The organism is Lentzea indica, from assembly GCF_012184385.1.
Classification (GTDB): domain Bacteria; phylum Actinomycetota; class Actinomycetes; order Mycobacteriales; family Pseudonocardiaceae; genus Lentzea; species Lentzea indica.
The window spans coordinates 1-21,572 of sequence record NZ_VSRL01000004.1 but is presented as its reverse complement, the minus strand read 5'-3'; the positions used below and the strand labels follow the sequence as shown (position 1 = coordinate 21,572).

The following is a 21,572-nucleotide window of genomic DNA, read 5'->3' as shown; positions in this document are numbered from 1 at the left end:
GGGCAACCTTTCGGGAAACGTGACATCAGGCGCTGTGCATGAGCAGCGACGGTTCGCTGGCATGGCTCGTGTGGCTTGCGTGGTCTGTCGTCCACCTCGCTTGGGTGAAGTCGCGGATGCCTTCGACAAGGCGGTCGACGTCCTGCTCCGGCCGCACCACCAGGCGCGCGAACCGGCTGCTCATGCCGAGCTTGTTGCCGCATTCGCGGATGAAGACCTGGTGACGGGACAGCAGGTGGTCGCGAAGCTCGCGGCCGTCCATGCCGCCGCCGAGCTTGACCAGCAGGAAGTTGGCCTGCGACGAGTACACGGTCAGATCAGGGATGCGCGACAGCTCCATGCCCATGCGGTAGCGGTCACGGCTGAGCAGTCGCAGGCTCTCGGCGTACTCGCCCTCGTGCTCGGCCAGCATGAACACGACGGATTCCGCGAGAGAGTTGAGATTCCACTTCGGCAGCGTCTGCCGCATCTTGCCGGCGAGCCCCGGATTCGCGACCAGGTAGCCGAACCGGATGCCGTGCAGGCCGAAGTTCTTGCCGAGGCTCTTCAGCACGACCACGTTGGGCCGGATGGACGCCTCGGCTGCGACGGAGGGATTGCGCTCGACCTCGACGAAGTCGATGAACGACTCGTCGATCACGATGAGGTCCAGGTCGGCGAGCTCGTCCATGAACCGGACGATCTCCCGGCGCGGCAGATAGCCGCCGTCGGGATTGTTCGGGTTGCAGATCACGGCCGTCCGCGACCCGCGCGTGCGGATGAACTTGATGTACTCGTCGATGTCGAGCTCGAAGTTGTTGCTCTCCTGGAGCAGGAACATGTCGACGCGCTTGTTGCTCTCCATCGGCTGGTCGGTCCAGCGTCCGAAGGTGGGGATCGGGATGGCGATGCTCTCGTGGATCCACATGTGGTCCATCCACGTGATGAGCTCGGTCGATCCGTTCGACATCGCGATCGTGGCCGGGTTGAGCCCCAGCACGGTGGAAAGCTGCTGCGCGATCTTGGACGCGTCGCTGGGATAGAACTTCAGGACCGATTCCAGGTTCTTCGAGAGCAGCTCGAACATCTCGGGCGTCGGAAAATACGGATTGCACGGGATGCAGAAGTCCACGAGCTCCCCGGCACCGGTCCGCGACAGCTCGAAATAGGACGGGCTGTGCGCGGTCTGCTGGAAGAGACCCGAGTCCACACCATGCCGCACGCGATCACTCCGTCCCTCGGTCAGATTCCGACAACGGGGCATACGTGCAGGTGTCGATCGCGGTTCACGGGTCCGTCTCGGGAAGGTCTCGACCAGGTCACGCGCGCAACCTCGGGCACGCCGGTCCGTCGGGGCTCCGACTGTCCACAACGGACAGATGCGCGGGTGGCCCCTGGCAGGTCCACGGGGTCGTTCACGGTCGAACGGGCGCACGGCTGCCCCGACGCGTGCGTGAGTTTCGCCAACTCGCCGCCGGCCGGCACGACATCGCCCGCCGGTCGCTCTGCGTGCCCGTTTCGGCGGTTTCCGGACGCCGCCGCTGGTCAGCAGGGCCCTGCGCGGTCACTGGACCAGGACTCCAGCGCGTTCGGCAACCGTTCCCGGTGAGATTCACGTGCCGTGACGGCCGCCACGACGGGCATCCTGCAAATAATTGTCGGTGTGTACGGATACCCTGCTGGCAGTCCGCACACGACCTGGGAGAAATACCCGTGACCGCAGAGACCCTGTACGGGGCCGACGACCTTACGCATCTCGAGGGTCTGGAGGCCGTCCGCAAGCGGCCCGGCATGTACATCGGGTCGACCGACAGCCGGGGCATCAACCACCTCTTCAGCGAGATCGTCGACAACTCGACCGACGAGGGTGTGGCGGGCCACGCCTCGAAGGTCGTGGTCACACTGCACGCCGACGGCAGCGTTCAGGTCGACGACAACGGCAGGGGCATCCCGACCGACGTGCACGCGAAGTCCGGTCTGTCCGGTGTGGAGCTCGTCCTCACCAAGCTGCACGCCGGCGGCAAGTTCGGCGGCTCCGGCTACAAGACCTCCGGCGGCCTGCACGGCGTCGGCGCGTCCGCGGTCAACGCACTCTCACACCGTTTCGACGTCACGGTGCGGCGTGGCGGCAAGGTGCACGAGATGTCGTTCGCCCACGGCGTTCCCGGCGTCTTCGACGGCCCCGGCCCCAAGGCGAAGTTCACGCGCCAGGGCGGGTTGAACGTCGTCGGCAAGATGAAGCGCAACGAGTCGACCGGCACCTCGATCCGCTACTGGTACGACGCCCGCTACTTCGAGAACAACGCCGCCCTGGACGTGGAAGCCGTCCGCATGAAGATGCGCAACACGGCGTTCCTCGTGCCCGGCGTGACCTATGTTCTGAAGACCGCGCTGGAAGACTCGATCTCCGAAGAGGTCTTCCACTACCCCCACGGCCTGACCGACATGGTGGAGTTCCTCGCGCCGTCCGGCGACCGGGCCGTCTCGGGGACCTTGGTGATCACCGGTACCGGCACCTACTTCGAGAACGCCGCCGACGAGAACGGCGTGATGCGGTCCAAAGTGGAGCGTCAGGCCGAGGTCGAGGTGGCACTGCGCTGGGGCACCGGCTACGAGCGCACCGTCGAGTGCTTCACCAACACCATCCGCAACATGCACGGCGGTACCCACCGCCGCGGCTTCGACCGCGCGGTGCTGAAGTCCGTGCAGGACGCCATCTCCAAGACCCGCGGGCTGTTGAAGCCCAAGGAGGAGATGCCGACCCTGGACGACGTGCTGGAGGGCATGACCGCCGTCATCCACGTCCGCATCCCCGAGCCGCAGTTCACCTCGCAGACCAAGGACGAGCTGTCGACCGCCGGCATCACCAAGGTGCTGCAGGGCATCGTCGACCAGCAGATCCGCGCGTGGACCGAGGACCGCAAGACCAAGGTCGAGGCCAAGACCGTGCTGCAGAAGGTCGTCGACGCCTCGCGCGTCCGGCTGACGCAGAAACAGCAGAAGGACGCTGCTCGGCGCAAGACCGCGCTTGAGGGTGCGGCGATGCCGGCCAAGCTGGTCGACTGCCGCACGACAGGTGTTTCGCGTAGCGAACTTTTTCTCGTGGAAGGCGACAGCGCACTCGGCTCGGCTCGTATGGCGCGCGTCTCCGAGTACCAGGCGCTGCTTCCGTTGCGCGGCAAGATTCTCAACGTCCAGAAGGCCTCGCTCGCCGACACGCTGCGCAACGCTGAGATCGCTTCCATCGTCCAGGTGCTGGGCGCCGGCACCGGCCGCACGTTCGACATCTCGCAGATGCGGTACGGCCGGGTGATCCTGATGGCCGACGCGGACGTCGACGGCAGCCACATCCGGACGTTGCTGATCACGTTGTTCGCCAAGTACATGCGGCCGGTGATCGAGGACGGGCGCTTGTACGCCGCGATGCCGCCGTTGCACAAGGTGATGACCCGAGGCCGTAACCCGGAGACCCACTTCACCTTCACCCAGCGCCAGATGGAGCAGACCGTCGCGAAGCTGGAGAAGGCGGGCAAGCAGGTCGTCACGCCGGTGCCGCGGTTCAAGGGTCTCGGTGAGATGGACGCGGACGAGTTGTGGGAGACCACGATGAACCCGTCCACGCGCTCGGTCCGCCGCATCACCATGGACGACGTCGACGCCGCCGAGAACGCGCTCGAGCTGCTGATGGGTGAGAAGGTCGAGCCGCGCCGCAACTGGCTCGTCGAGTCCGCCGCACGGGTCGACCAGTCGGCCATCGACCTCTGAGACAGAAAGAGCAACGACAGTCATGGCACGCCGCAAGGGACCCACGACCAAGGTCGACCCCGCCGCGTTCGACCGGGCCGGCGCCCAGGTGCTCGACAACTCGCTGAAGACGGAGATCGAGGACTCGTACCTGGAGTACGCGTACTCGGTCATCCACTCGCGGGCTCTGCCGGACGCGCGGGACGGCCTCAAGCCGGTGCACCGCCGCATCCTCTTCTCGATGCACGAGCAGGGGTACCGGCCGAACCACGCGTACGTGAAGTCGTCGCGTGTGGTCGGCGACTGCTTCGTGAAGGGCGCCCTCGTCTCCACACCGGAGGGGCTGCGGCCGATCGAGGAGATCGAGATCGGTGATCTCGTGCTCGACGGCCACGGCACGCCGGTGCGGGTGAGCGAGGTGTACGAGAACCCGGTTTCCGACCTCGTGCGAGTCACCTGGTCGAACGGCCGCACGATGCTCGTCACGCCGGGGCAGCGGTTCCGGACCGTCGAGTCCGACCTCTCGATCGGCTGGACCGCGGCGACGGACCTGGCCGGCCGACGGACGATCGCGTACGGCGCGGACCGGCAGGCGGTGCTTCCGTCGGATGCCGTTGATGTCGGAGCCTACGTGCAGGGTCTGATCGTTGCCGAGGGGTTCGCCGTCGACCGCAAGCGTGCCGCCGATGGACGGGTGCGCATCCACATGTGCGACGTCGAGCCGCTCGACGTGGCGCACGGGTGGGCGATCCTCAACGGGGTCGACGTCTCGCGTGGAAAACGCGTCGCGAAGAACCCGAAGCACAAGGACCAGCACATCCTCACCTTCGCGCGCCACGAGGCGTTGCTGGAGGTCGCGACGCCGCGCAGCGACCAGAAGGTCGTGCCGCCGAGCGTGCTGGCCGATCGGTCCGCGTGGGCGCCGTTCATCGCCGGGTTCTTCGACGGCGACGGGTACGTGCGCAAGCAGAACCGTGAGATCGTGCTGGTCAGCACGAGTCCGCGGCTCATCGGTCAGCTGCACGGCATGCTGGCGGACTCCGGCATCCACGGACACCACTGGTCACGCGTCAGCAAGACCGGGCACAAGACCCTGCTGGGCCTGTCGATCTCGGGCCGTGACGCCGCCACCCTCGCGCTCGCTCTGCTGCCGTGGACGAAGATCGGTTACAAGCAGGACGGCCTGCGTCAGGTGCTGTCCATCGGCTACCGCTACGGCGGCAAGCAGGGCAACGACCGGCTTCCGTGCGCACCGGTGATGGCGGAGTTCTCCGCGGCACACCAGGGTGGCGGCTGGTTCCGTGACACCGACGGCGTGGCCTTCCGCGCGTCGCTGGGAATGGATGTCCGGTACGGCAAGAACCGGCACGGCAAGACGCTCGCCGAGCGTTCCTTCCCGCTGTGGCGGGCTCAGGAACAAGGCTGGGTCGAGAAGCTGCGCCGGATCGGTTCGCCGCTGGCCGCACGCCTGGAAGCCTTGTCCGGCTTCAGCTTCCTCGAAGTGACGTCGGTCGAGCCGGTCGCGCCGGACACGACCTACGACATCCAGGTCGCGACGGACGAACACGCGTTCGTCGTCGACGGCCAGGTCGTGCACAACTGCATGGGCAAGTACCACCCGCACGGTGACACGGCGATCTACGACGCGTTGGTCCGCCTCGCGCAGGACTTCAGCCTCAACGAGCCGCTGATCGACGGTCACGGCAACTTCGGCAGCCCTGACGACGGCCCTGCGGCGAGCCGGTACACCGAGTGCCGCATGTCGCCGGTCGCGATGCAGCTGGTCAGCGAGCTGAACGAGGAGACGGTCGACTTCCGGCCGAACTACGACGGCTCGCTGCAGGAGCCGGTGGTGCTGCCGGCGGCGTTCCCGAACCTGCTGGTCAACGGCACGTCCGGCATCGCGGTCGGCATGGCAACGAACATGATCCCGCACAACCTCCGCGAGGTGATCGGGGCGGCGCGGTGGCTGATCACGCACCCCGAGGCGAGCCTCGACAAGCTGATGGAGTTCGTGCCGGGGCCCGACCTGCCGACCGGCGGCATTCTGCTCGGCCTCGACGAGGTCAGGAAGGCCTACGAGACCGGCCGCGGCGTCGTCCGGATGCGCGCGAAGGTCGAGATCGGGCCGCTGGAGGGATCCCGCGGCCGGCAGGCCATCACCGTCACGGAGCTGCCGTACGGCGTCGGTTCGGAGCGGATCGTCGAGAAGATCACCGACGAGGTGAACAAGTCCAAGCGCCTCACCGGCATCGCGGACGTCAAGGACCTCACGGACCGCGAGAACGGCATCCGGCTGGTCATCGAGTGCAAGGTGGGTGTGAACCCGCAGGCGTTGCTCGCCGACCTGTACCGGTTGACGCCGATGGAGCAGTCGTTCGGCATCAACAACCTGGTGCTGGTCGACGGGCAGCCGCAGACGCTCGGTCTCAAGGAGCTGCTGGAGGTCTTCCTCAAGCACCGCTACGAGGTCGTCACGCGGCGCACGAAGTTCCGCCGCCGCAAGCGCGAGGAGCGGTTGCACCTGGTCGAGGGTCTGCTTCTGGCGCTGCTCGACATCGACAAGGTCATCAAGCTGATCCGGGGCAGCGAGAACGCCGCTGCCGCCAAGGACGGCCTGATGAAGCAGTTCAAGCTGTCGGAGATCCAGGCGTCCTACATCCTCGACACGCCGCTGCGCCGCCTCACCAAGTACGACAAGCTCGAGCTCGAGAACGAGCAGGACAAGCTCAACCAGGAGATCGCGGAGCTGAGCGCGATCCTGGACGACGAGGGTGTGCTGCGCAAGCTCGTCTCGACCGAGCTGGCCGCCGTCGCGAAGGACCTCGGCGGCGAGCGCAGGACCAGCCTCATCGACGGTGACCTCAAAGAGGTGCTGGCGGCGTCCAAGCCCGCCGGGCCGCTGGAGGTCACGGACGACCCGTGTCAGGTCATCCTCAGCGCCACCGGGCTCGTCGCGCGCACCGCGGCCGAGTCGGAGGAGGTGTCCGAGGGCAAGCGGCGGGCTGGCAGGGTGAAGCACGACGCCGTCGCCGCGACGGTCCACTCCACGGCACGCGGCCAGGTCGTGCTGATCACGAACCTCGGCCGGGCGTTCAAGACCGACGTGCTGCCGTTGCCGGTACTGCCTGAACAGAGCGGGACCGTGAGCCTCAGGGGTGGCATGGCGGCGAGCGAGCTCGTACCGCTGGAGAAGGGCGAGAAGGTCGTCGGCATCGCGCCGCTCGACCCGAAGGACTCTCCCGGCATCGCGCTCGGCACGAAGTTCGGCGCGGTCAAGGTGTGCGTGCCGGAGTGGCCGGTGCGGTCGGACGAGTTCGAGGTCATCACGCTCAAGGACGGCGACGAGATCGTCGGCGCGACCTGGCTCACGGACGGCAGTGAGACGCTCGCGTTCGTCAGCTCGGACTCGTCGCTGCTGCGCTACGACGCGAAGCTGGTGCGGCCGCAGGGGCTGAAGGGCGGCGGCATGGCGGGCATCAACCTGAGCGGTGACGCGTACGTGGTGTTCTTCGGTGCGATCCGCACGGACGACGACGAGCACGGCGAGCCGATGGTCGTCACCTCGTCCGGGCAGAGCGTCAAGGTCACGCCGTTCAGCGAGTATCCGGCGAAGGGGCGCGCCACGGGCGGTGTGCGGTCGCAGCGGTTCCTCAAGGGCGAGTCGCACCTGGTGCTGGCGTGGATCGGCAGCAGGCCGGCGGGTGCGGACGACAAGGGCACTCCGGTCGAGTTGCCGGACATCGATCCGCGGCGCGACGGATCCGGTCACGCGCATCCGGGCCCTGACGTGATCGGGCACCTGATCGAACGGGACTGAGTCCGGCTGGTTCGGCGCCGGCCAGGGATCAGCTGACTCTCTCGCCGGCGCAACCGGACGGTGTCGTTCAGCCTCGGCTGTGCCACCGTGACTCGGTCCTTCGCAGGACGCGGTCGAGCACTTCGGCTTCTTCACGTCGCTCCTCGTCGGAGGACGTGAGTGCGAGCAGGAAGACGATGATCACGCTGAACCCGGCACTGCCGATGATCAGACTCGTGATCAGGTCCTCCGAGTTGCCCACGATGACCGAGGCGCGCTGGTTGACCGTGATGTTCATGGCGTGCATGCCGGTGTAGTGCATGCCGGTGACGGCGAATCCCATCACCAGGGAGGCGCAGAGGACGGCGAGCGGGCCGCTGACCTTCGTCGTGAACCACAGTGCGGCGGTCGCGGCGACCACGGCGATCACGACGGAGAGCACCACGGTGACGGGGTCGTAGGTGACCTCGGCGCTGATCACGATTGCCGACATGCCGGTGTAATGCATCGCGGCGACGCCGACGCCGGTGACGAGTCCGCCTGCCGCGAGTGGCCAGATGCGCTCGTCGTCGCTGTCGCCCTGCCGGAGGACCAGGAACAGTCCAATGCCGACGACCACGATGGCGACCACCATGCTCAGCAATGTGGTGGGGATGTCGTAGGCGACGTTCGCACCCATCCACGTGCCGAGCATCGCGGTGAAATGCATGCCCCAGATGCCGAGCCCGCCGATCGACACCGCGGCCACCGTCAGCCACCAGTTGCGTGACGCGCCGATCGAATTTCGTGCGCGCTCGCTGGACAAAAGGCCGAGGGCGGAGCCAAGGCATGCAACGAGATACGCCGTGATCGGTGTGAACGTCCCCATATCCATACGAGATGAAAACATTTCAAATCTATGGGTGCAAGACCTTTGTGGACGGTCGCCGGTGGCATTCACTCGATAGCACCAAGCGGCGATAAGAGAATCGAATAGGTCATGCGTCGCAACGCACCGAGCACGTTCGTACGGCAAAAGACGGGCTGGATTTTTCGGGAGTTCCAGCCCGGCCTTCACCGCCGAATCGGACGATCTGTCAGGTGAGTCCGGGGAATTGTCTAGTCGATTCCTGCGCCACGCACCCTCGCTTCTGCGATAATGCGTTCCGCTTCGTCCAGGGCGACACTGCGCAGCTCCGCCAGGGCGCGCATGGCCTCGGCGCGACGGGCGGACATGGCGAGCCGGAAGTCCTCGCGGATCGACTCGCGCTTGTCCGCGGCCTCCTCGTCGAGCTTGCGGGCGCGTTGCTCCGCCTCGCCGACGATCATCAAGGCCTTGAGCTGGGCGTCCCTGATGACCTCCCGGCGTTCTTCCTCGGCCAGGGCGACCATGCGGGCGAGCCGTTCCGGCAGGCCCTTCAGGTCGATCGGGGTCAGGCAGATGCGGTGCAGGCCGTCCTGCAGGGCGGCGTTCTCCTCCTGGACCGCGATCAACCTGCTGGCCAGGGCTTCGGCACGGGCTTCTGACGCGTCGCGGTCCGCGGTGACCAAGCGCAGCTCGGCCTCCAGCTCCGCGACGTAGTCGTCCACCTCGTCGCGGTCGTAGCCGCGCCACCGCAGCCCGAACCACGTGCGTAGCGGTACGAGCTCAGTCCTGCTGTCGACACTCACTGCCGTCTCCTCTGCCTCCCGCGAGTCAGTCTTGACTGGGTGTACGTACGTGGTGCGGCATCGGTTCTAACGGGTTCACCAGGCACAATGTGTGCGTGAACAACAAACTGTGCCCCTGTGGTACCGGTCGGTCCTATGTGGACTGTTGCGGTGCGCTGCACTCCGGTGCCCGTACCGCGGCCACCGCCGAGCAGCTGATGCGTTCGCGCTACAGCGCTTTCGCGGTGTCCGATGAGGACTACCTGTTGCGCACGTGGGCCTCGAAACACCGCCCAGCGAGCGCGGGAGTCGACGCCTCCGACCGCTGGCTGAAGCTCGAAATACTGGCAACTGAAAACGGCGGACTGCTTCAGAACGAGGGCGTTGTGGAGTTCCGGGCGCACTATGTCGGGGGCGTCGTGCACGAGCGCAGCAGGTTTGTCAGGGAGAACGGCCAGTGGGTTTACGTGGAGGCGCAGTCGTGAGCACCGTGAAGGTCGAGAGCCGGTTCAACGGCCCGCCGGGGATGGCAACGGCGGTTACTCGGCCGGCCTGCTCGCGGCGCACGTCGACTCGCCGGCGGTCAGTGTCCGATTGCGCAAACCCGTGCCGCTGGATCGCGAGATGGAGGTCCGCGACGGTCAGCTGCTCGACGGCGACCCTGATGGCGAGCACACCGTGATCGCGTCCGCCGAGCCCGCCGTGCTCGACCTCGACGTTCCCGCTGTTCCCACGCTCGACGAGGCGCGGAAGGCCGCCGCGAAGGTGCCGTGGCGCGACAAGCACCCGTTCCCGACGTGTTTCGGTTGCGGTCCCGGTCGTGAGGACGGCATCGCCGCGCTGCTCGGCCCGCTGGACGGAAGGGCCGAATGGGCCGGGGTCTGGCGGCCCACCGGCCTGCTGCCGAACGACGGCACGAACGTGCTGCCGGAGGTCGTCTGGGCGGCGCTCGACTGCCCGTCGGCACAGCCCGTCGCCCCGGACGGCGGGCCGGCGTTCGTTCTCGGCACTTTTGTCGCCCAGGTGGAGCAGCCGGTGGAACTGGGCGTGGACCACGTGCTCCTTGCGTGGGAACTTGGCCGGGACGGACGCAAGGCCTACTCCGCATCAGCCATCATCGGCCCTCACGGTGTGTGCGGACGAGCACGCGCGGTGTGGGTCTCGATCGGATGAAACCAAATAACCCGACTGGGTGACACGGGTGCGCGGCGTCTTGGTAGCGTGCACGACCGTTGCCCGATTAAGCCGAAAGGGCGAGTGAACGGGATGGCACGGAGGTGATCAGGCGCTTGATGGGCCGACGTGCCGCCGCCCATGGCGACCAGCAAACGCAGACTCAGAGTTCAGCGACGACACAGAACACTGAGCTGTACCCCGTCGAGCAGCCCCCGGCAGCAGCGCCGCAGCCGGAGCCATTGCCGCAGAGGACGCCGTTCGCGGCGAACTTCGTCGGCGCGACGCTCGTTGTTTCCGCACCTGAAGGCCCTGGCCAGGCGGCTACGGGCCTCGCGCGCACGCTTCCGGTCGACAGAGGCCGGACCGTGGTCGTGGTCGACTTCCCCGGCGGAGACCAAAGCACGTTCTGGCCGCACGTCGTGACGGCGCTCAGCGGTCGCGGGCCCATCCGGCTCGCGGTCTCGCACGCGGGCACGATGCGCCCGACGGCGCCGGCGCAGTGGCTGGCCGAGCAGCTCCAGGCCGAGGTCGTGGCCCCGGACGGAGTGCTGACCACGGTTCCGGGTGCCGCGTTCGTCGTGGGCACCCAGGGCTACGGCAGCTGGGTGCGGTTCCAGCCGAACGCGTCACCGATGCCGTTCGGCCGCCGCTTCCCGGTGCCGCAGTGGGAGGCGATGGACCCGAACTCGCCGTGGCCGACGGGCGAGATCGGCGTCTCGGAGCCCATTCCCGCCGGACTCTGGCTGCGTGCTCAGCAGCCGCCGTTCGACCCCGCCGCCCAGGACGCGCGCCCGATCGTCGCGCTGCCTTGCCGGGAGAACGTGCTGACCGTCGTCGTCGGTGGCCCCGGCCAGTCGGCGATCCCGACCGACGAGGTGTGCCGTCTGCTGACCGCGCTGCCTCAGGCGGCTCGGTCGCGCGTTCGGCTCGTTCCGTACGGCATCGACACTGCTCTCGGCCGGCTGGTCGCCGATCAGCTCGGCGAGCCGATCGCGATGTTCACCGGTCTACCGGTCGGCAACCTGCGTACCGGCGGGCCCGCGGTGATCGCGGTCGACCCGCGCGGGCAGCAGACGTGGCGGCCGTTCGTGACCGAAGTGCTGTGCATGCCGGACGAGAGCGTTCCCGCTGTCTCCGGCTACCGCGCTCCCGTGCCGGGGCTCGCCGAGGTCTCACCCGGTGTGTTCTCTCTCGGCGACGGCGTTGTGCTCGAAGTCGTGCCGTCAGGTCTGTGGGTGCGCGAGCACGACGAGCCGTACAACGCGGCCGAGGTGCGTTCTCAGCCCGTTGACCCGGAGTGGGCACGTCTGACCGTTGGCACGCCTGGGCGCACCACGCCAGGTGCGGTCGCGGTGCACGGCGCTGCTCTCGTGGAACGGCTTGAGCCCGAGGTGCGCAAGCTGCTGCGTCTCGTGTTCTGCGACGCCACGGTGTCCGCACCTCCGCCGCCCCCGCCACCTGCACCGCCCGCTCCTGCCAGCAGCCCCGCGCAGGTCGCATCGGCTTTGAGCGCGGCCTCGCAGGCTCTGTCGTCGCGTGACTCGGCGGACACCGGCTCCGGCTTCTTCACGCCCGTCATCCCCGCCGAGCCCGAGCCGGAGCGGCCCGCGTTCGCCAGCATCGAACCCGGTCCCGCGATGGCGGCCGTGACCTCGCACGCGCTGGAGGATCCTGACGAGGCCGCGTTCCCGTCGTCGGACCCCGACGCGGCCGCCGTCCGGTTCCGCGTGGACGGCCCGTTGCCCCTCCAGCCGCTGGCCCTGTGGGAGATTCCGGCGCAGAGCAACGGCGAACGCGAGACGGTTCTCCCGGACCACAACAGCTCGGACGTGGAACGCGACGCCGTCCGCCGCGCTCTCGGCGAGCGTTACGGCGTGCACGCGGCAACGGTCTGCCGTCTGCTGGCTCAGCGTCCCGACGCGGAGGAGGACCCTGCCGCGTTCGAGGCCATGGTCACCGACCTGACGGCGCTGCTCGCCTGCGTGTCGCAGGACGAGGAGATGGTCGTCGAGACGCTCCGCATGGGACGCCTCGGCCGCCTGCGCCCCTACGTCGCGTGCATCGTCTCTGGCCTGAACCGCCTGCCCGTGCACAACGGCGTGGCAACGGTGTGGGGTGCCAGCGGCCCGACCGGCCCGCGCCGGTACCGCTCCGGCGACGTCCTGGTGGACCACGGTCTGCTGGACGCCGTCGCGAACCCGGCGCAGCGCATCGAGGGCGCCACCGAGTACCTGCTGTGGTCGGTCACCGGCCGCAGGGTCGAGGTGGCGGACCGGGTCGCGTGGCCACGGAGGAACGGGTGCTCTTCGCGCCCGGCACGCCCTTCCGCGTGCTCGCGGTGGCCGAGGCCGAGGGCGATCACCCGCAGCAGGTGCTGCTGCAGGAGATGGCGGGCGCGGCGGCGGACCAGGAGATCGCGGGGCTGCGGCCGAGCGTGCTCTCGCAGCTGGAACGGGCGGCGGCGAACCTGCGCGTGCTGCCGGTCTCGCACCAGGTGACGGTGCAGGCCTGAACGTCCACCTCGGTATCTCGTACGCCGAACCGCCGATCGGCCCGCTGCGCCTCCACCCACCGATGGACCGCGACGGCGAGCCGGCCGGCGAGTTCGGCGACGCGCACACCCTGAACGTCTGGTCCGTGGCGGATGGGCCGGCGCCGGTGATCCTCTGGATCCACGGCGGAGCGAACACCGTCGGCTCGTCAGCACAACCCGAGTACGCCGGTGACGTGCTCGCTGGTCACGGTGTGGTGTTCGTGAGCTGCAACTACCGGCTGGCGGTCGACGGATACGGTGCGCTGGAAGGGATTCCGCACAACCGCGGGCTGCTCGACGTCGTGTCGGCGCTGCGGTGGATCCAGCGCAACATCGCGCGCTACGGCGGAGATCCCGGGAACGTCACCGTGGCCGGGCAGTCGTCAGGGGCGCAGACGGTCGCGAGCCTGATGGTCATGCCCGCGGCGAAGGGGTTGTTCCACCGGGCGATCGCGCACAGCCTGGCCGGGCGGTTCTTCACGCCAGAGGAAGCCGTCGAGGTCCAGCGCGCCGCAGAGCCGGGAGTCGTGCTGTATCAGCCGATCGTGGACGGCGACACGCTGCCGCGAACGCCGTTGCAAGGCCCGTACGACGTGGATCTGCTGGTGTGCCACACGGCGGACGAGGACGCCGAGCTGTTCCAGCGGCCGACGATGCGACTGGCCGACGAGCACGGGCGCGCGTTCCGGTCGATCTACGCCAGGACACCGGCCCATCACGGCGCCGACGTGCCGGACATGTTCCGCGGCGACATCGCGGAGGCGTGGGCGAGGTTCGCTCGCGACGGCGACCCCGGCTGGCCTTCCGGCGAGCTGAAGCGCTGGGTCAGTTCTCCGTCGTGAGGCCGAGCGAGCGGTCCAGCCGCGGCACGCACGCGCCGTCGCGCTTGTCGGTCGCCAGGAACTCGGTGAGGCACCGGCCGATCTGCTCGTGACCGCGGGCGTTCGGGTGGAAGGACTCCTGCAACGCGTGCGAGGAGCGCTTCTCGTTCTTCAGGCCGTCCCAGTCGACCGTCAGCCGGGTGAACCACTCCGACGACGGATCCGGCCCGCCCGCGCACGCCTCGTGGCCCTCACCGGCGCGGGAGAGGTCCAGGAACCGGGCGTTGACCTTGTCGGCGGCGGTGCGCAGTCCGTTCGAGAGTTCCGGCACCGCTTCCTCTACGACCCATTCCAGGTCGGTGGTGCGCAACGGGCAGCCGGACAGGTTCTGCAGCGAACGGGGCATCTTCGGCGTGACCGGCGCCGCGTAGGACTGCACGACCAGCTGGTAGCTCGAGTCCAGGTAGTTGGAGTCGCGCATGGTCTGGCGGATGCCGTTGAGCGTGTTCTCGACCTTGGGGATCATCCGCCGCACGCGCTTGGACCACTCCGGCGCCGCGGCCGACGTGCAGTCGCTGCGCTTGCCCCACGCCTCGAAGCACTTGTTGAGGATCTCGGAGAACCGCGGGTCGTCGTTCGCCCCGACGGCCACCACGATCGCGACGACCCGGTGCGAACCGGCGATCTTGCGGAGTGCGGGCAGCTGCTCGTTGCGCAGCTTGTCCGAGTTTGCGCCGGAGCACGCCAGGTTGAACTTCTGGTCGGCCTCGATCACGGTCTTCATGATCGACGCCCCGCGCGAACGGTGGCACCAGTTGCCGCCGTCTTCGCCGTTGGTGCCGGGCTCGTAGTCGCCGGCTCCCTCGCCGGACATCGTGCTGTCGCCGAGCGCCACGACCGCGGTCCTGGACTCGCGATCCGGGTCTGACGGCGGCGGAAACGGGTGGTCGCTCACGATCACCAGGATCGCGAGCAGACCGATCACCGCGAGGGGCAGGACTCTGCGCATCGCGCGTCAGTCTACGGGGGTGGCCGAATGCGAGGCAGATATGGCGTTGCCGCCACGACGGGTCATGAGGAAAGTGGAGGTGTGGGGAATCTGAGGGAAATAGTCGTGGTCGGCTACGACCGCACGGCGTTGCTGGATCTGGCGGGACCGATAGAGGTGTTCCAGGCAGCGAACTACGGCGAACAGCGGTACGAGGTCACGGTCGCCACGCTCGGGGGAGCACCGTTCACCGCGACCGCGGGGGTGCGGATCGAGGCCGGGGCCGATCTGCGCACGCTGGACCGTCCGATCGACACGTTGCTCGTGGTCGGCGGCTGGGGGTACGACGCGGCCGCGGCCGATTCGGTGCTCACGACGAACCTGCGGCGGCTGGCGCAGAAGTACGCGTCGCGTCGCGGGCGTGTGCACGGGTGCCGTGGTGCTGGCCGGCGCCGGGTTGCTCGAGGGCAAGAAGGCGACCACGCACTGGGCGTTCACCGGCGAGCTCGCCGAACGCGGCATCGAGGTGGAGCCGGACGCGATCTTCGTCTGCGACGGTCACGTGGCCACGTCGGCAGGGGTGACGGCGGGCATCGACCTCGCGCTGGCCATGGTCGAGCAGGACCACGGCCCCGCGCTCGCCAGGAGGATCGCGCAGTACCTGGTGGTCTTCCTGCAGCGCTCGGGCGGTCAGTCGCAGTTCAGCGTGCACACCCGCGCGCGACCGGTGGCGGACGGCTCGCTGCGCGCGTTGCTCGACGACATCCACGCCGACCCTGCCCGCGAGTGGACGGTGCCGGTCATGGCGCGCAAGGCGATGATGAGCGTGCGGCACTTCGCGCGCGTCTTCTCGCGCAGTGTGGGCGTCTCGCCCGCGCAATACGTCGAACGAGCCCGTGTCGAGGCCGCCGCCGACCGGCTGGCGAGCACCGGTGACTCGTTGGACCTCGTCGCCCGCGACTCGGGGTTCGGCTCTGCCGAGACCCTGCGCCGGGCCTTCCTGCGCGTGCTCGGCGTGTCGCCGGGCAGCTACCGCGCCCGTTTCCGGACAACTGGGGTTGCCTGATGGAAGCCACGTTCGTGCTCTACCCGAACATGACCGCGCTCGACTTCGTCGGCCCGTTCGAGGTGCTCGGCAGCGTGCCGGTGGTCTCGACGCGGTTCGTCGCCGCGACGCTGGACCCGGTGAAGTCCGATGGCGGGCTGGTCGTCATGCCGACCGACACGTTCTCCTCGCTGAAGTCGACCGACATCGTGGTGGTGCCGGGGTCCGGGCACTGGCGGGAGCTGCTGAAGGACTCCGGCGGCGTGGTCGAGTGGCTGCGGGAGGTGCATCGGACGACGAAGTGGACGACGTCGGTGTGCACCGGGTCGACGTTGCTGGCAGAAGCCGGGCTGGTCTCGAAGGCGACGACGCACTGGGCCGCCCGAGAGGACCTGGAGGTGCGCGGCGTCGAGGTGTCGACCGACCGCGTGGTGTTCGACGGCAAGGTCGTCACCGGCGCGGGCGTGTCGGCCGGCATCGACATGGCGTTGCGGCTGGTCGAGGCCGAGTTCGGCGAGATGGTGGCGCAGGCGGTGCAGGTCGGCATCGAGTACGACCCGCAGCCGCCGCGGTCCTACGACTCGATCCCGCCGGAGATCGCGCGGGGCCTCAAGGCCGCGTTCGACTCACGTCAGGCCTGACTGGACGGCGAACACGACGAGCTGGGCGCGATCGCGTGCGCCCAGCTTCACCATCGCCCGTGACACGTGCGTCCGCACGGTCGCGGGCGAGATCACCAGCCTGGCGGCGATCTCGTCGTTGGACGCGCCGGACGCGACGTGCCGCATGATCTCCCGCTCGCGTTCGGTCAGCTTGTCCAGGTGCGGCACGGGCCTGGCCGACGCGCCGGACGCGAACCTGTCGATCACCCGGCGGGTGACTGACGGTGAGAGCAGCGAGCCGCCGTCGGCCACCACGTGCACGGCGCGCAGCAGGTCGGTCGGGTCGGAGTCCTTCACCAGGAACCCGGACGCGCCCGTCCGCAGTGCCTCGAACACGTACTCGTCGAGGTCGAACGTCGTCAGCATGACGATCCGGACCTCCGCGCAAGCGGGATCGGCCGAGACTCGGCGCAGCACCTCCAGGCCGTCCATCAGCGGCATCCGGATGTCGAGGAACACCACGTCGGGCTTCGTGGACTGGATCAGCGACAGCGCCTCGCGGCCGTCGGCGGCCTCACCGGCGAACTGGACGCCGTCCTCGGTCTCGATCAACGTCCGCAGTCCCATCCGGACCAGCGGCTGGTCGTCGGCCACCACCACGCGAATCATGACGGCAACGGTATCCGGGCGATCACCGCGAAGCCGTGCGATGCGTCGACTTCGAGCGTGCCTCCGAGCGCCTCGGCCCGTGAGCGCATGCCCGTGATCCCGTGGCCCTCGACGTGCGGGCCGGGCGTGCCGGTGTCGGTCACGTGGACGACGAGTTCGCCACGCACGGCGTAGACCTTCACGGACGCCGTGACTCCGGGGGAGGAGTGCCGCAGCACGTTGGTCAGCGACTCCTGCACGATCCGGTAGACGGCGAGCTGATAGTTGTCCGGCAGCTCGACCTCGTCCACCTCGACCGAGACCTCGAGCCCGGCTTCCCGCATGCGCCCCGCCAGCGCCGGGATGTCGGCGAGCGAGATCGCCGGCCGCAGCGGAGCCGAGCCGCGCAGTGTGTCCAATTCGGACCGCAGGCCGTCGAGTGCCTCCTTGCTGGTGTCGCGGATGGCCTCCAGCGAGGCGCGTGCCTTCGCGGGATCCTTGTCCAGCACGTACAACGCGACCCCGGCCTGCATCGCGATCACCGACAGGCCGTGGCCCACGACGTCGTGGACCTCCTGGGCGAGCCGCAGCCGTTCGGAGACGACAGCGTGTTCGCGAGCGTCCACAGCGGACCGCCGGCGCAACCTCATCAGCACGCCGGCGGCGGCGGGCAACAGGATCCAGCCGGCCGACCAGGTGATCCACGACGTCACCGAGCCGTTCCACCAGGGCAGGATCACCAGCGCGTAGAGCAGGGCGCACACGGCGGCGTATTCGATGCGCGCGTACACGGCCACTGCGTACATCGCGGCGACACCGCTCATCAGGATCGGCCCGAACGGGTAGGCCATTGCCAGGTAGACCGCGATGGCGATGGTGGTGAGTCCGAACGTCCACAGCGGACGGACCGAGCGGAACAGCAGGCCCGCGGCCGCCACGGTGATGAGCAGGTAGGCGACCACGTCGAGGGGCACTCCGGTCTGGAGGCGTGCGGCGAACCGCGTGCCCGCGAGGCCGAAGAACAGCAGCGCCACCGTCAACGCCACGTCCTGCCATTTGATCCTGCCCGAGCTGAACCGCATGGTGCCGACGATACGACCGGAGACGTACGCAGATGTGCGTATCTTGATGACGCTCCGCAGCGGACGACCCCATCGGTTCACGGGAACACGATTGGTCCCATGATCGTGACGACGGAGAAGCTGACGAAGCGCTACGGCGACCGCGCCGTGGTGGACGAGGTCAGTCTGTCCGTGCGGCGGGGCGAGGTCTACGGGTTCCTCGGTCCCAACGGCGCGGGCAAGACGACCACGATCCGCATGCTGCTGGGGCTCGTGAAGCCCACCAGCGGAACAGCCAGGGTCCTCGGCGAAGCACCGGGCACCCCCAAGGCGTTGCTCAAGGTCGGGTCGCTGATCGAAGGGCCGGGCTTCTACCCGTACCTGTCGGGCCGCGACAACCTGCGCGTCCACGCTCATCGCCGTGGCGTGGGCAAGACGCACGTGGAAGCCGCGCTGGAGCAGGTGGATCTCGTTGGGGCGGCGAACGAGAAGTTCCGCCGGTACTCGCTCGGCATGAAGCAACGGCTCGGCGTGGCCGCGGCCCTGCTCGGTCAGCCAGAACTGCTGATCCTCGACGAGCCGACCAACGGCCTCGACCCGGCGGGCATGGCCGACATGCGCGACCTGGTGCGGGCGCTGGCGGCGCAGGGCCAGACCGTGCTGCTGTCGAGCCACCTGCTCGGCGAGGTCGAGGAGATCTGCGACCGCGTCGGCGTGATCTCCAACGGCAAGCTGGTCGCCGAGAGCACGGTCGAGCAACTGCGCGGTGACACCGTGCTGCTGATCAAGGCGGATCCGATCGAGAAGGCGCACGTGCTGATCGAAGGCAGCTCGTTGCACGGCGACGTGCTGCACGTGCGAGAGACGGACGCAGGTGCGTTGGTGCGGACGTTGGTGCACGCCGACGTGGACGTGCAGGAGGTCCGGCCGCTGCGCCGGACGTTGGAAGAGGTCTTCTTCGAGATGACGGGAGTGGCGTGATGGGCAGCGTCAAAGCGGAGCTGCTGCGACTGTGGAAGTGGCCGGCGACCTGGGTGCTGATCGGCGTCTGGCTGGTGATGTCGCTGACGTTCGGCTACCTGTTCAACTACCTCGCGTTGAACGGCGGCACCAACACGCGTGACCTCTCGCAGCAGCAGTTGATCAGCGCGATGCAGCCGGAGAACGTGGGCGCGGCCGTCGTGCGCGGCCTGCCGATGTTCGGCGGCGCGATCATCCTGGTGCTGGCCGCACTGGCCATCGGCAGTGGTTACGGCTGGGGCACCTGGAAGACCACGCTCACCGCCGGTCCGCGCCGGATCTCGGCGATGGCCGGCACGCTGGGCGCACTGGCGATCATCGTGGTCATCCTGGTGACGCTCACGCTGGTCGTGAACTTCGGTGCGGCGGTCACGGTGGCGTCGCTGGAGGGCTGGGACTGGAGCCTGCCGGGGACCGTTCTGTTCGAGCAACTGGCCGCGTCACTGCTGGTCGCCGCGATGTGGACGGGGTTCGGTGTGTTCCTCGGCGTCGTCACCAAGGGACCCGCGCTGGCCGTCGGTCTCGGGCTGATGTGGGCGATCGTCACCGAGAACCTGTTGCGGGGAGTGGGTTCCCTGCTCGGGCCGGTCGAGTCGCTGACCAAGGTCCTGCCCGGTGGCTCCGCCGGGAACCTGGCCGGTGCCGTCGGCGGATCCGGTGCGCCCGGCGTGCTGAACGACCTGAGCGGCACCACGGCGGCTCTGTTCCTCGTCGGGTACGTGGTGTTCTTCCTCGGCGCGGCGACGCTTCTGAAGGTGCGCCGCGACCTCGTATAGGGCGACGGCGGCCCAGGTCAGGCCGAGCACGACCGCGACCCCGGTGGGGTAGTCGCGGTCGTGCAGTCCTGGGTTGACCGGCCCGTCGTTCGCCCGCCAGAGCAACGGGATCGCGAGGAGCGTGATGATTCCGGAGACTGTCAGGCCGATGCCGATCGACGCTCGTTTGATCACGAGGCCGGAGGCGCCGACCAGCGGGGCGATCAGGAAGTCGTGCAGTACAACGCCGCCGCCGAGCCAGATCAGCAGTTCGACGGTGATCTGGGGGAGCAGCAGCCACGCACCCCAGGCCGCGAGTGCCACTCCCGCGATGCCGAGAGCGATCCTCATGCCCGCACCTCCAACGACGTGACCCACTTGGTCTGCAACACACCCGGCCGGTTCGGCGCGATGAGCCGGCAGGGGTAGCCGTGGTCGAGGCTGAGCTCCTCGCCGTTGAGCTGAAGTGCCAGCAACGTCAGCGGGTCTTGGGCGAACGCCTCAGGCAACGTGGTGGCCCGGTAGAGCCCGTCCTTCTCCAGCGACTCGACCCGCACGTCCCCTCTGTTCACCAGCTCGGAGATCCGAACGCCGGTCCAGGTCGCGTTCTGGCTCCATCCCTCGACGCACGCGATGGGCAGCTCGACGGTTGTTTGAGGCAATGCCTTCAGCTCCGCCAGCGAGTAGCTCTTCTGGCCGACCTTCAGCCGCCAGTCCGGTGGCACCACGATGTTGGCCGCCTTGGCCGTCCGGTTCACCGGCAGGTCGCCGTCCGACCGCCACGCCAGCACCGAGATCTTGCGCAGCCACGGCACCGTGACACCCGCTGTCGCCACAACGGCCACACCCGTGATGAGCGCGGTCGTGCGCAGGAAAGCCCTGCGGGACAACACGGTCTTCTCGGTTGACGCCGGTTCGAGGGAGCGCCGGATGAGCGGGATCTTCACCGCGATGTGCAGCAGCAGCGCGCCGATCACGATCCACGCCACCGCGTAGTGGGCGGTGGGGAAGTAGAACGACCACGGGTAGTTCTGCGCCGCGTTGAACAGCCCGGTCACCAGCTCGAAGAACGACGCCGCGATCAGCACGAAGATCGAGCCGCGTTCCAGGGCGTGCGGCACCGACTTGACCAGCGGCCGCTCGAACAGCTTCGGGTAGACGCTCCACAACTTGGCCAGCAGCAACGGGATCGACGCGACCCCGGAGATCACGTGCACCCCTTGGGTGACGCGGTAGAGGTCGACGGGGCGGGTCGGCCACGGCCAGTCGTGCTGCACGCCGTGGCTGAGCAGCCCGGTGACGAAGCACAGCCCGAACGTGATGCCGAGCCACGTGCCGACCCGGCTGGTCACGCCCGTGTGGTGGGCGGGGGCCTTGAAGGCCGGGGTCTTCACAGCCGCTCCCAGCACGCGAACCAGCGTCCGGCGCGTTCGATCTGCCACAGCAGGAAGAACCCGTCCGCGGGCACCGACTCGGCGTCGCTCCACGCCCACGGGAACCACTTGCCGAGCGTGCCTTCCGTCCGCACGCGAGCCTGGCCGATCGTCAGTCCGGAGCCCGGTTGCTCGACCTCGACGACGACGGTTCCGCTGGGGCGAAGGAGTTCCCTGATGCGGCGGAGGAGTGCGGCGGGGTCGCCGCCGATGCCGATGTTGCCGTCGGCGAGCAGCACGTGGTGCCAGCGCCCTTCACCGGGCAGGAGGTCGAACACGTCGCGACGGATCGCGATGCCGCCGCGTTCGGTGGTGCGCCGGATCGCGACGGGGGAGACG

Annotated in this window: 18 protein-coding genes and 1 pseudogene; 10 read left to right on the top strand and 9 right to left on the bottom strand. The window is 68.5% G+C overall.

Going from position 1 to position 21,572, the window contains the following annotated elements:
* Positions 1-25: 25 nt before the first annotated feature.
* Positions 26-1,201, bottom strand: a complete 1,176-nt coding sequence (locus FXN61_RS01895; protein ID WP_312877493.1) for a pyridoxal phosphate-dependent aminotransferase — start codon at positions 1,199-1,201, stop codon at positions 26-28.
* A 491-nt stretch (positions 1,202-1,692) separates the two neighbouring features.
* Here FXN61_RS01895 and FXN61_RS01890 point away from each other — a divergent pair, with 491 nt between their 5' ends.
* Together FXN61_RS01890 and FXN61_RS01885 are read left to right on the top strand one after the other, a co-directional pair.
* Positions 1,693-3,744 (top strand): DNA gyrase/topoisomerase IV subunit B, encoded by a 2,052-nt coding sequence (locus FXN61_RS01890; protein WP_312877492.1) that lies wholly within the window; start codon positions 1,693-1,695, stop codon positions 3,742-3,744.
* A 22-nt stretch (positions 3,745-3,766) separates the two neighbouring features.
* Positions 3,767-7,543, top strand: coding sequence for a DNA topoisomerase (ATP-hydrolyzing) (locus tag FXN61_RS01885; protein WP_167969594.1), 3,777 nt, complete (start codon positions 3,767-3,769; stop codon positions 7,541-7,543).
* 67 nt (positions 7,544-7,610) lie between these two features.
* Here FXN61_RS01885 and FXN61_RS01880 read toward each other — a convergent pair whose 3' ends face one another.
* Positions 7,611-8,327 (bottom strand): MHYT domain-containing protein, encoded by a 717-nt coding sequence (locus FXN61_RS01880; RefSeq protein ID WP_223165280.1) that lies wholly within the window; start codon positions 8,325-8,327, stop codon positions 7,611-7,613.
* Positions 8,328-8,620: 293 nt separating this feature from the next.
* A complete protein-coding gene (locus FXN61_RS01875; RefSeq protein ID WP_167969592.1) occupies positions 8,621-9,172 on the bottom strand; it encodes a DivIVA domain-containing protein in 552 nt (183 codons plus the stop codon).
* A gap of 95 nt (positions 9,173-9,267) precedes the next feature.
* Here FXN61_RS01875 and FXN61_RS01870 point away from each other — a divergent pair, with 95 nt between their 5' ends.
* The 4 genes from FXN61_RS01870 to FXN61_RS01855 all read left to right on the top strand — a co-directional run bounded on the left by FXN61_RS01870 (position 9,268) and on the right by FXN61_RS01855 (position 13,702).
* On the top strand, positions 9,268-9,636 hold the full coding sequence (locus FXN61_RS01870; RefSeq protein ID WP_167969590.1) for a YchJ family protein: 369 nt from the start codon (positions 9,268-9,270) through the stop codon (positions 9,634-9,636).
* Positions 9,637-9,757: 121 nt separating this feature from the next.
* Positions 9,758-10,324 carry a hypothetical protein gene (locus tag FXN61_RS01865; RefSeq protein WP_167969589.1) on the top strand — a complete coding sequence of 189 codons (567 nt, stop codon included), beginning with the start codon at positions 9,758-9,760 and terminating at the stop codon, positions 10,322-10,324.
* Positions 10,325-10,566: 242 nt separating this feature from the next.
* On the top strand, positions 10,567-12,825 hold the full coding sequence (locus FXN61_RS50070) for a hypothetical protein (RefSeq protein WP_188134571.1): 2,259 nt from the start codon (positions 10,567-10,569) through the stop codon (positions 12,823-12,825).
* 76 nt (positions 12,826-12,901) lie between these two features.
* Positions 12,902-13,702, top strand: coding sequence for a carboxylesterase family protein (locus FXN61_RS01855; protein WP_167969587.1), 801 nt, complete (start codon positions 12,902-12,904; stop codon positions 13,700-13,702).
* On the opposite strand, the gene FXN61_RS01850 is transcribed toward FXN61_RS01855, so the two are convergent.
* Together FXN61_RS01850 and FXN61_RS51400 are read right to left on the bottom strand one after the other, a co-directional pair.
* Complete coding sequence (locus tag FXN61_RS01850; protein ID WP_167969586.1) at positions 13,686-14,690, bottom strand: GDSL-type esterase/lipase family protein; 1,005 nt, start codon at positions 14,688-14,690, stop codon at positions 13,686-13,688. The two genes, FXN61_RS01855 and FXN61_RS01850, sit on opposite strands and share 17 nt — an antisense overlap.
* 173 nt (positions 14,691-14,863) lie before the next feature.
* Positions 14,864-15,043, bottom strand: coding sequence for a hypothetical protein (locus FXN61_RS51400; protein WP_246290570.1), 180 nt, complete (start codon positions 15,041-15,043; stop codon positions 14,864-14,866).
* 47 nt (positions 15,044-15,090) lie between these two features.
* Here FXN61_RS51400 and FXN61_RS51395 point away from each other — a divergent pair, with 47 nt between their 5' ends.
* Both FXN61_RS51395 and FXN61_RS01840 read left to right on the top strand, forming a co-directional pair.
* The gene (locus FXN61_RS51395; protein WP_312877491.1) at positions 15,091-15,735 is read left to right on the top strand and encodes a GlxA family transcriptional regulator; all 645 of its coding nucleotides are present in this window, start codon (positions 15,091-15,093) and stop codon (positions 15,733-15,735) included.
* Entirely contained in the window at positions 15,735-16,355 is a 621-nt protein-coding gene (locus FXN61_RS01840; protein ID WP_167969585.1) for a DJ-1/PfpI family protein, read from the top strand. The genes FXN61_RS51395 and FXN61_RS01840 overlap by 1 nt, the downstream gene beginning before the upstream one ends.
* Here the strand turns inward: FXN61_RS01840 and FXN61_RS01835 are convergent.
* Both FXN61_RS01835 and FXN61_RS50065 read right to left on the bottom strand, forming a co-directional pair.
* Positions 16,341-16,985 carry a response regulator gene (locus FXN61_RS01835; RefSeq protein ID WP_167969584.1) on the bottom strand — a complete coding sequence of 215 codons (645 nt, stop codon included), beginning with the start codon at positions 16,983-16,985 and terminating at the stop codon, positions 16,341-16,343. The genes FXN61_RS01840 and FXN61_RS01835 overlap by 15 nt on opposite strands.
* Positions 16,982-18,046 carry a sensor histidine kinase gene (locus FXN61_RS50065; protein ID WP_188134570.1) on the bottom strand — a complete coding sequence of 355 codons (1,065 nt, stop codon included), beginning with the start codon at positions 18,044-18,046 and terminating at the stop codon, positions 16,982-16,984. The genes FXN61_RS01835 and FXN61_RS50065 overlap by 4 nt, the downstream gene beginning before the upstream one ends.
* Before the next feature lie 99 nt (positions 18,047-18,145).
* On the opposite strand from FXN61_RS50065, the gene FXN61_RS01825 reads away from it, so the two are divergent.
* Entirely contained in the window at positions 18,146-19,006 is an 861-nt protein-coding gene (locus tag FXN61_RS01825; RefSeq protein ID WP_188134569.1) for an ABC transporter ATP-binding protein, read from the top strand.
* The gene (locus FXN61_RS01820; RefSeq protein ID WP_167969582.1) at positions 19,006-19,821 is read left to right on the top strand and encodes an ABC transporter permease subunit; all 816 of its coding nucleotides are present in this window, start codon (positions 19,006-19,008) and stop codon (positions 19,819-19,821) included. The genes FXN61_RS01825 and FXN61_RS01820 overlap by 1 nt, the downstream gene beginning before the upstream one ends.
* Positions 19,822-20,147: 326 nt before the next feature.
* Here FXN61_RS01820 and FXN61_RS01815 read toward each other — a convergent pair whose 3' ends face one another.
* On the bottom strand, positions 20,148-21,194 hold the full coding sequence (locus tag FXN61_RS01815; RefSeq protein ID WP_312877490.1) for a molybdopterin-dependent oxidoreductase: 1,047 nt from the start codon (positions 21,192-21,194) through the stop codon (positions 20,148-20,150).
* Positions 21,191-21,572: pseudogene (locus FXN61_RS01810) on the bottom strand (SAM-dependent methyltransferase); the annotation flags it as partial. The gene FXN61_RS01815 and the pseudogene FXN61_RS01810, both read right to left, overlap by 4 nt.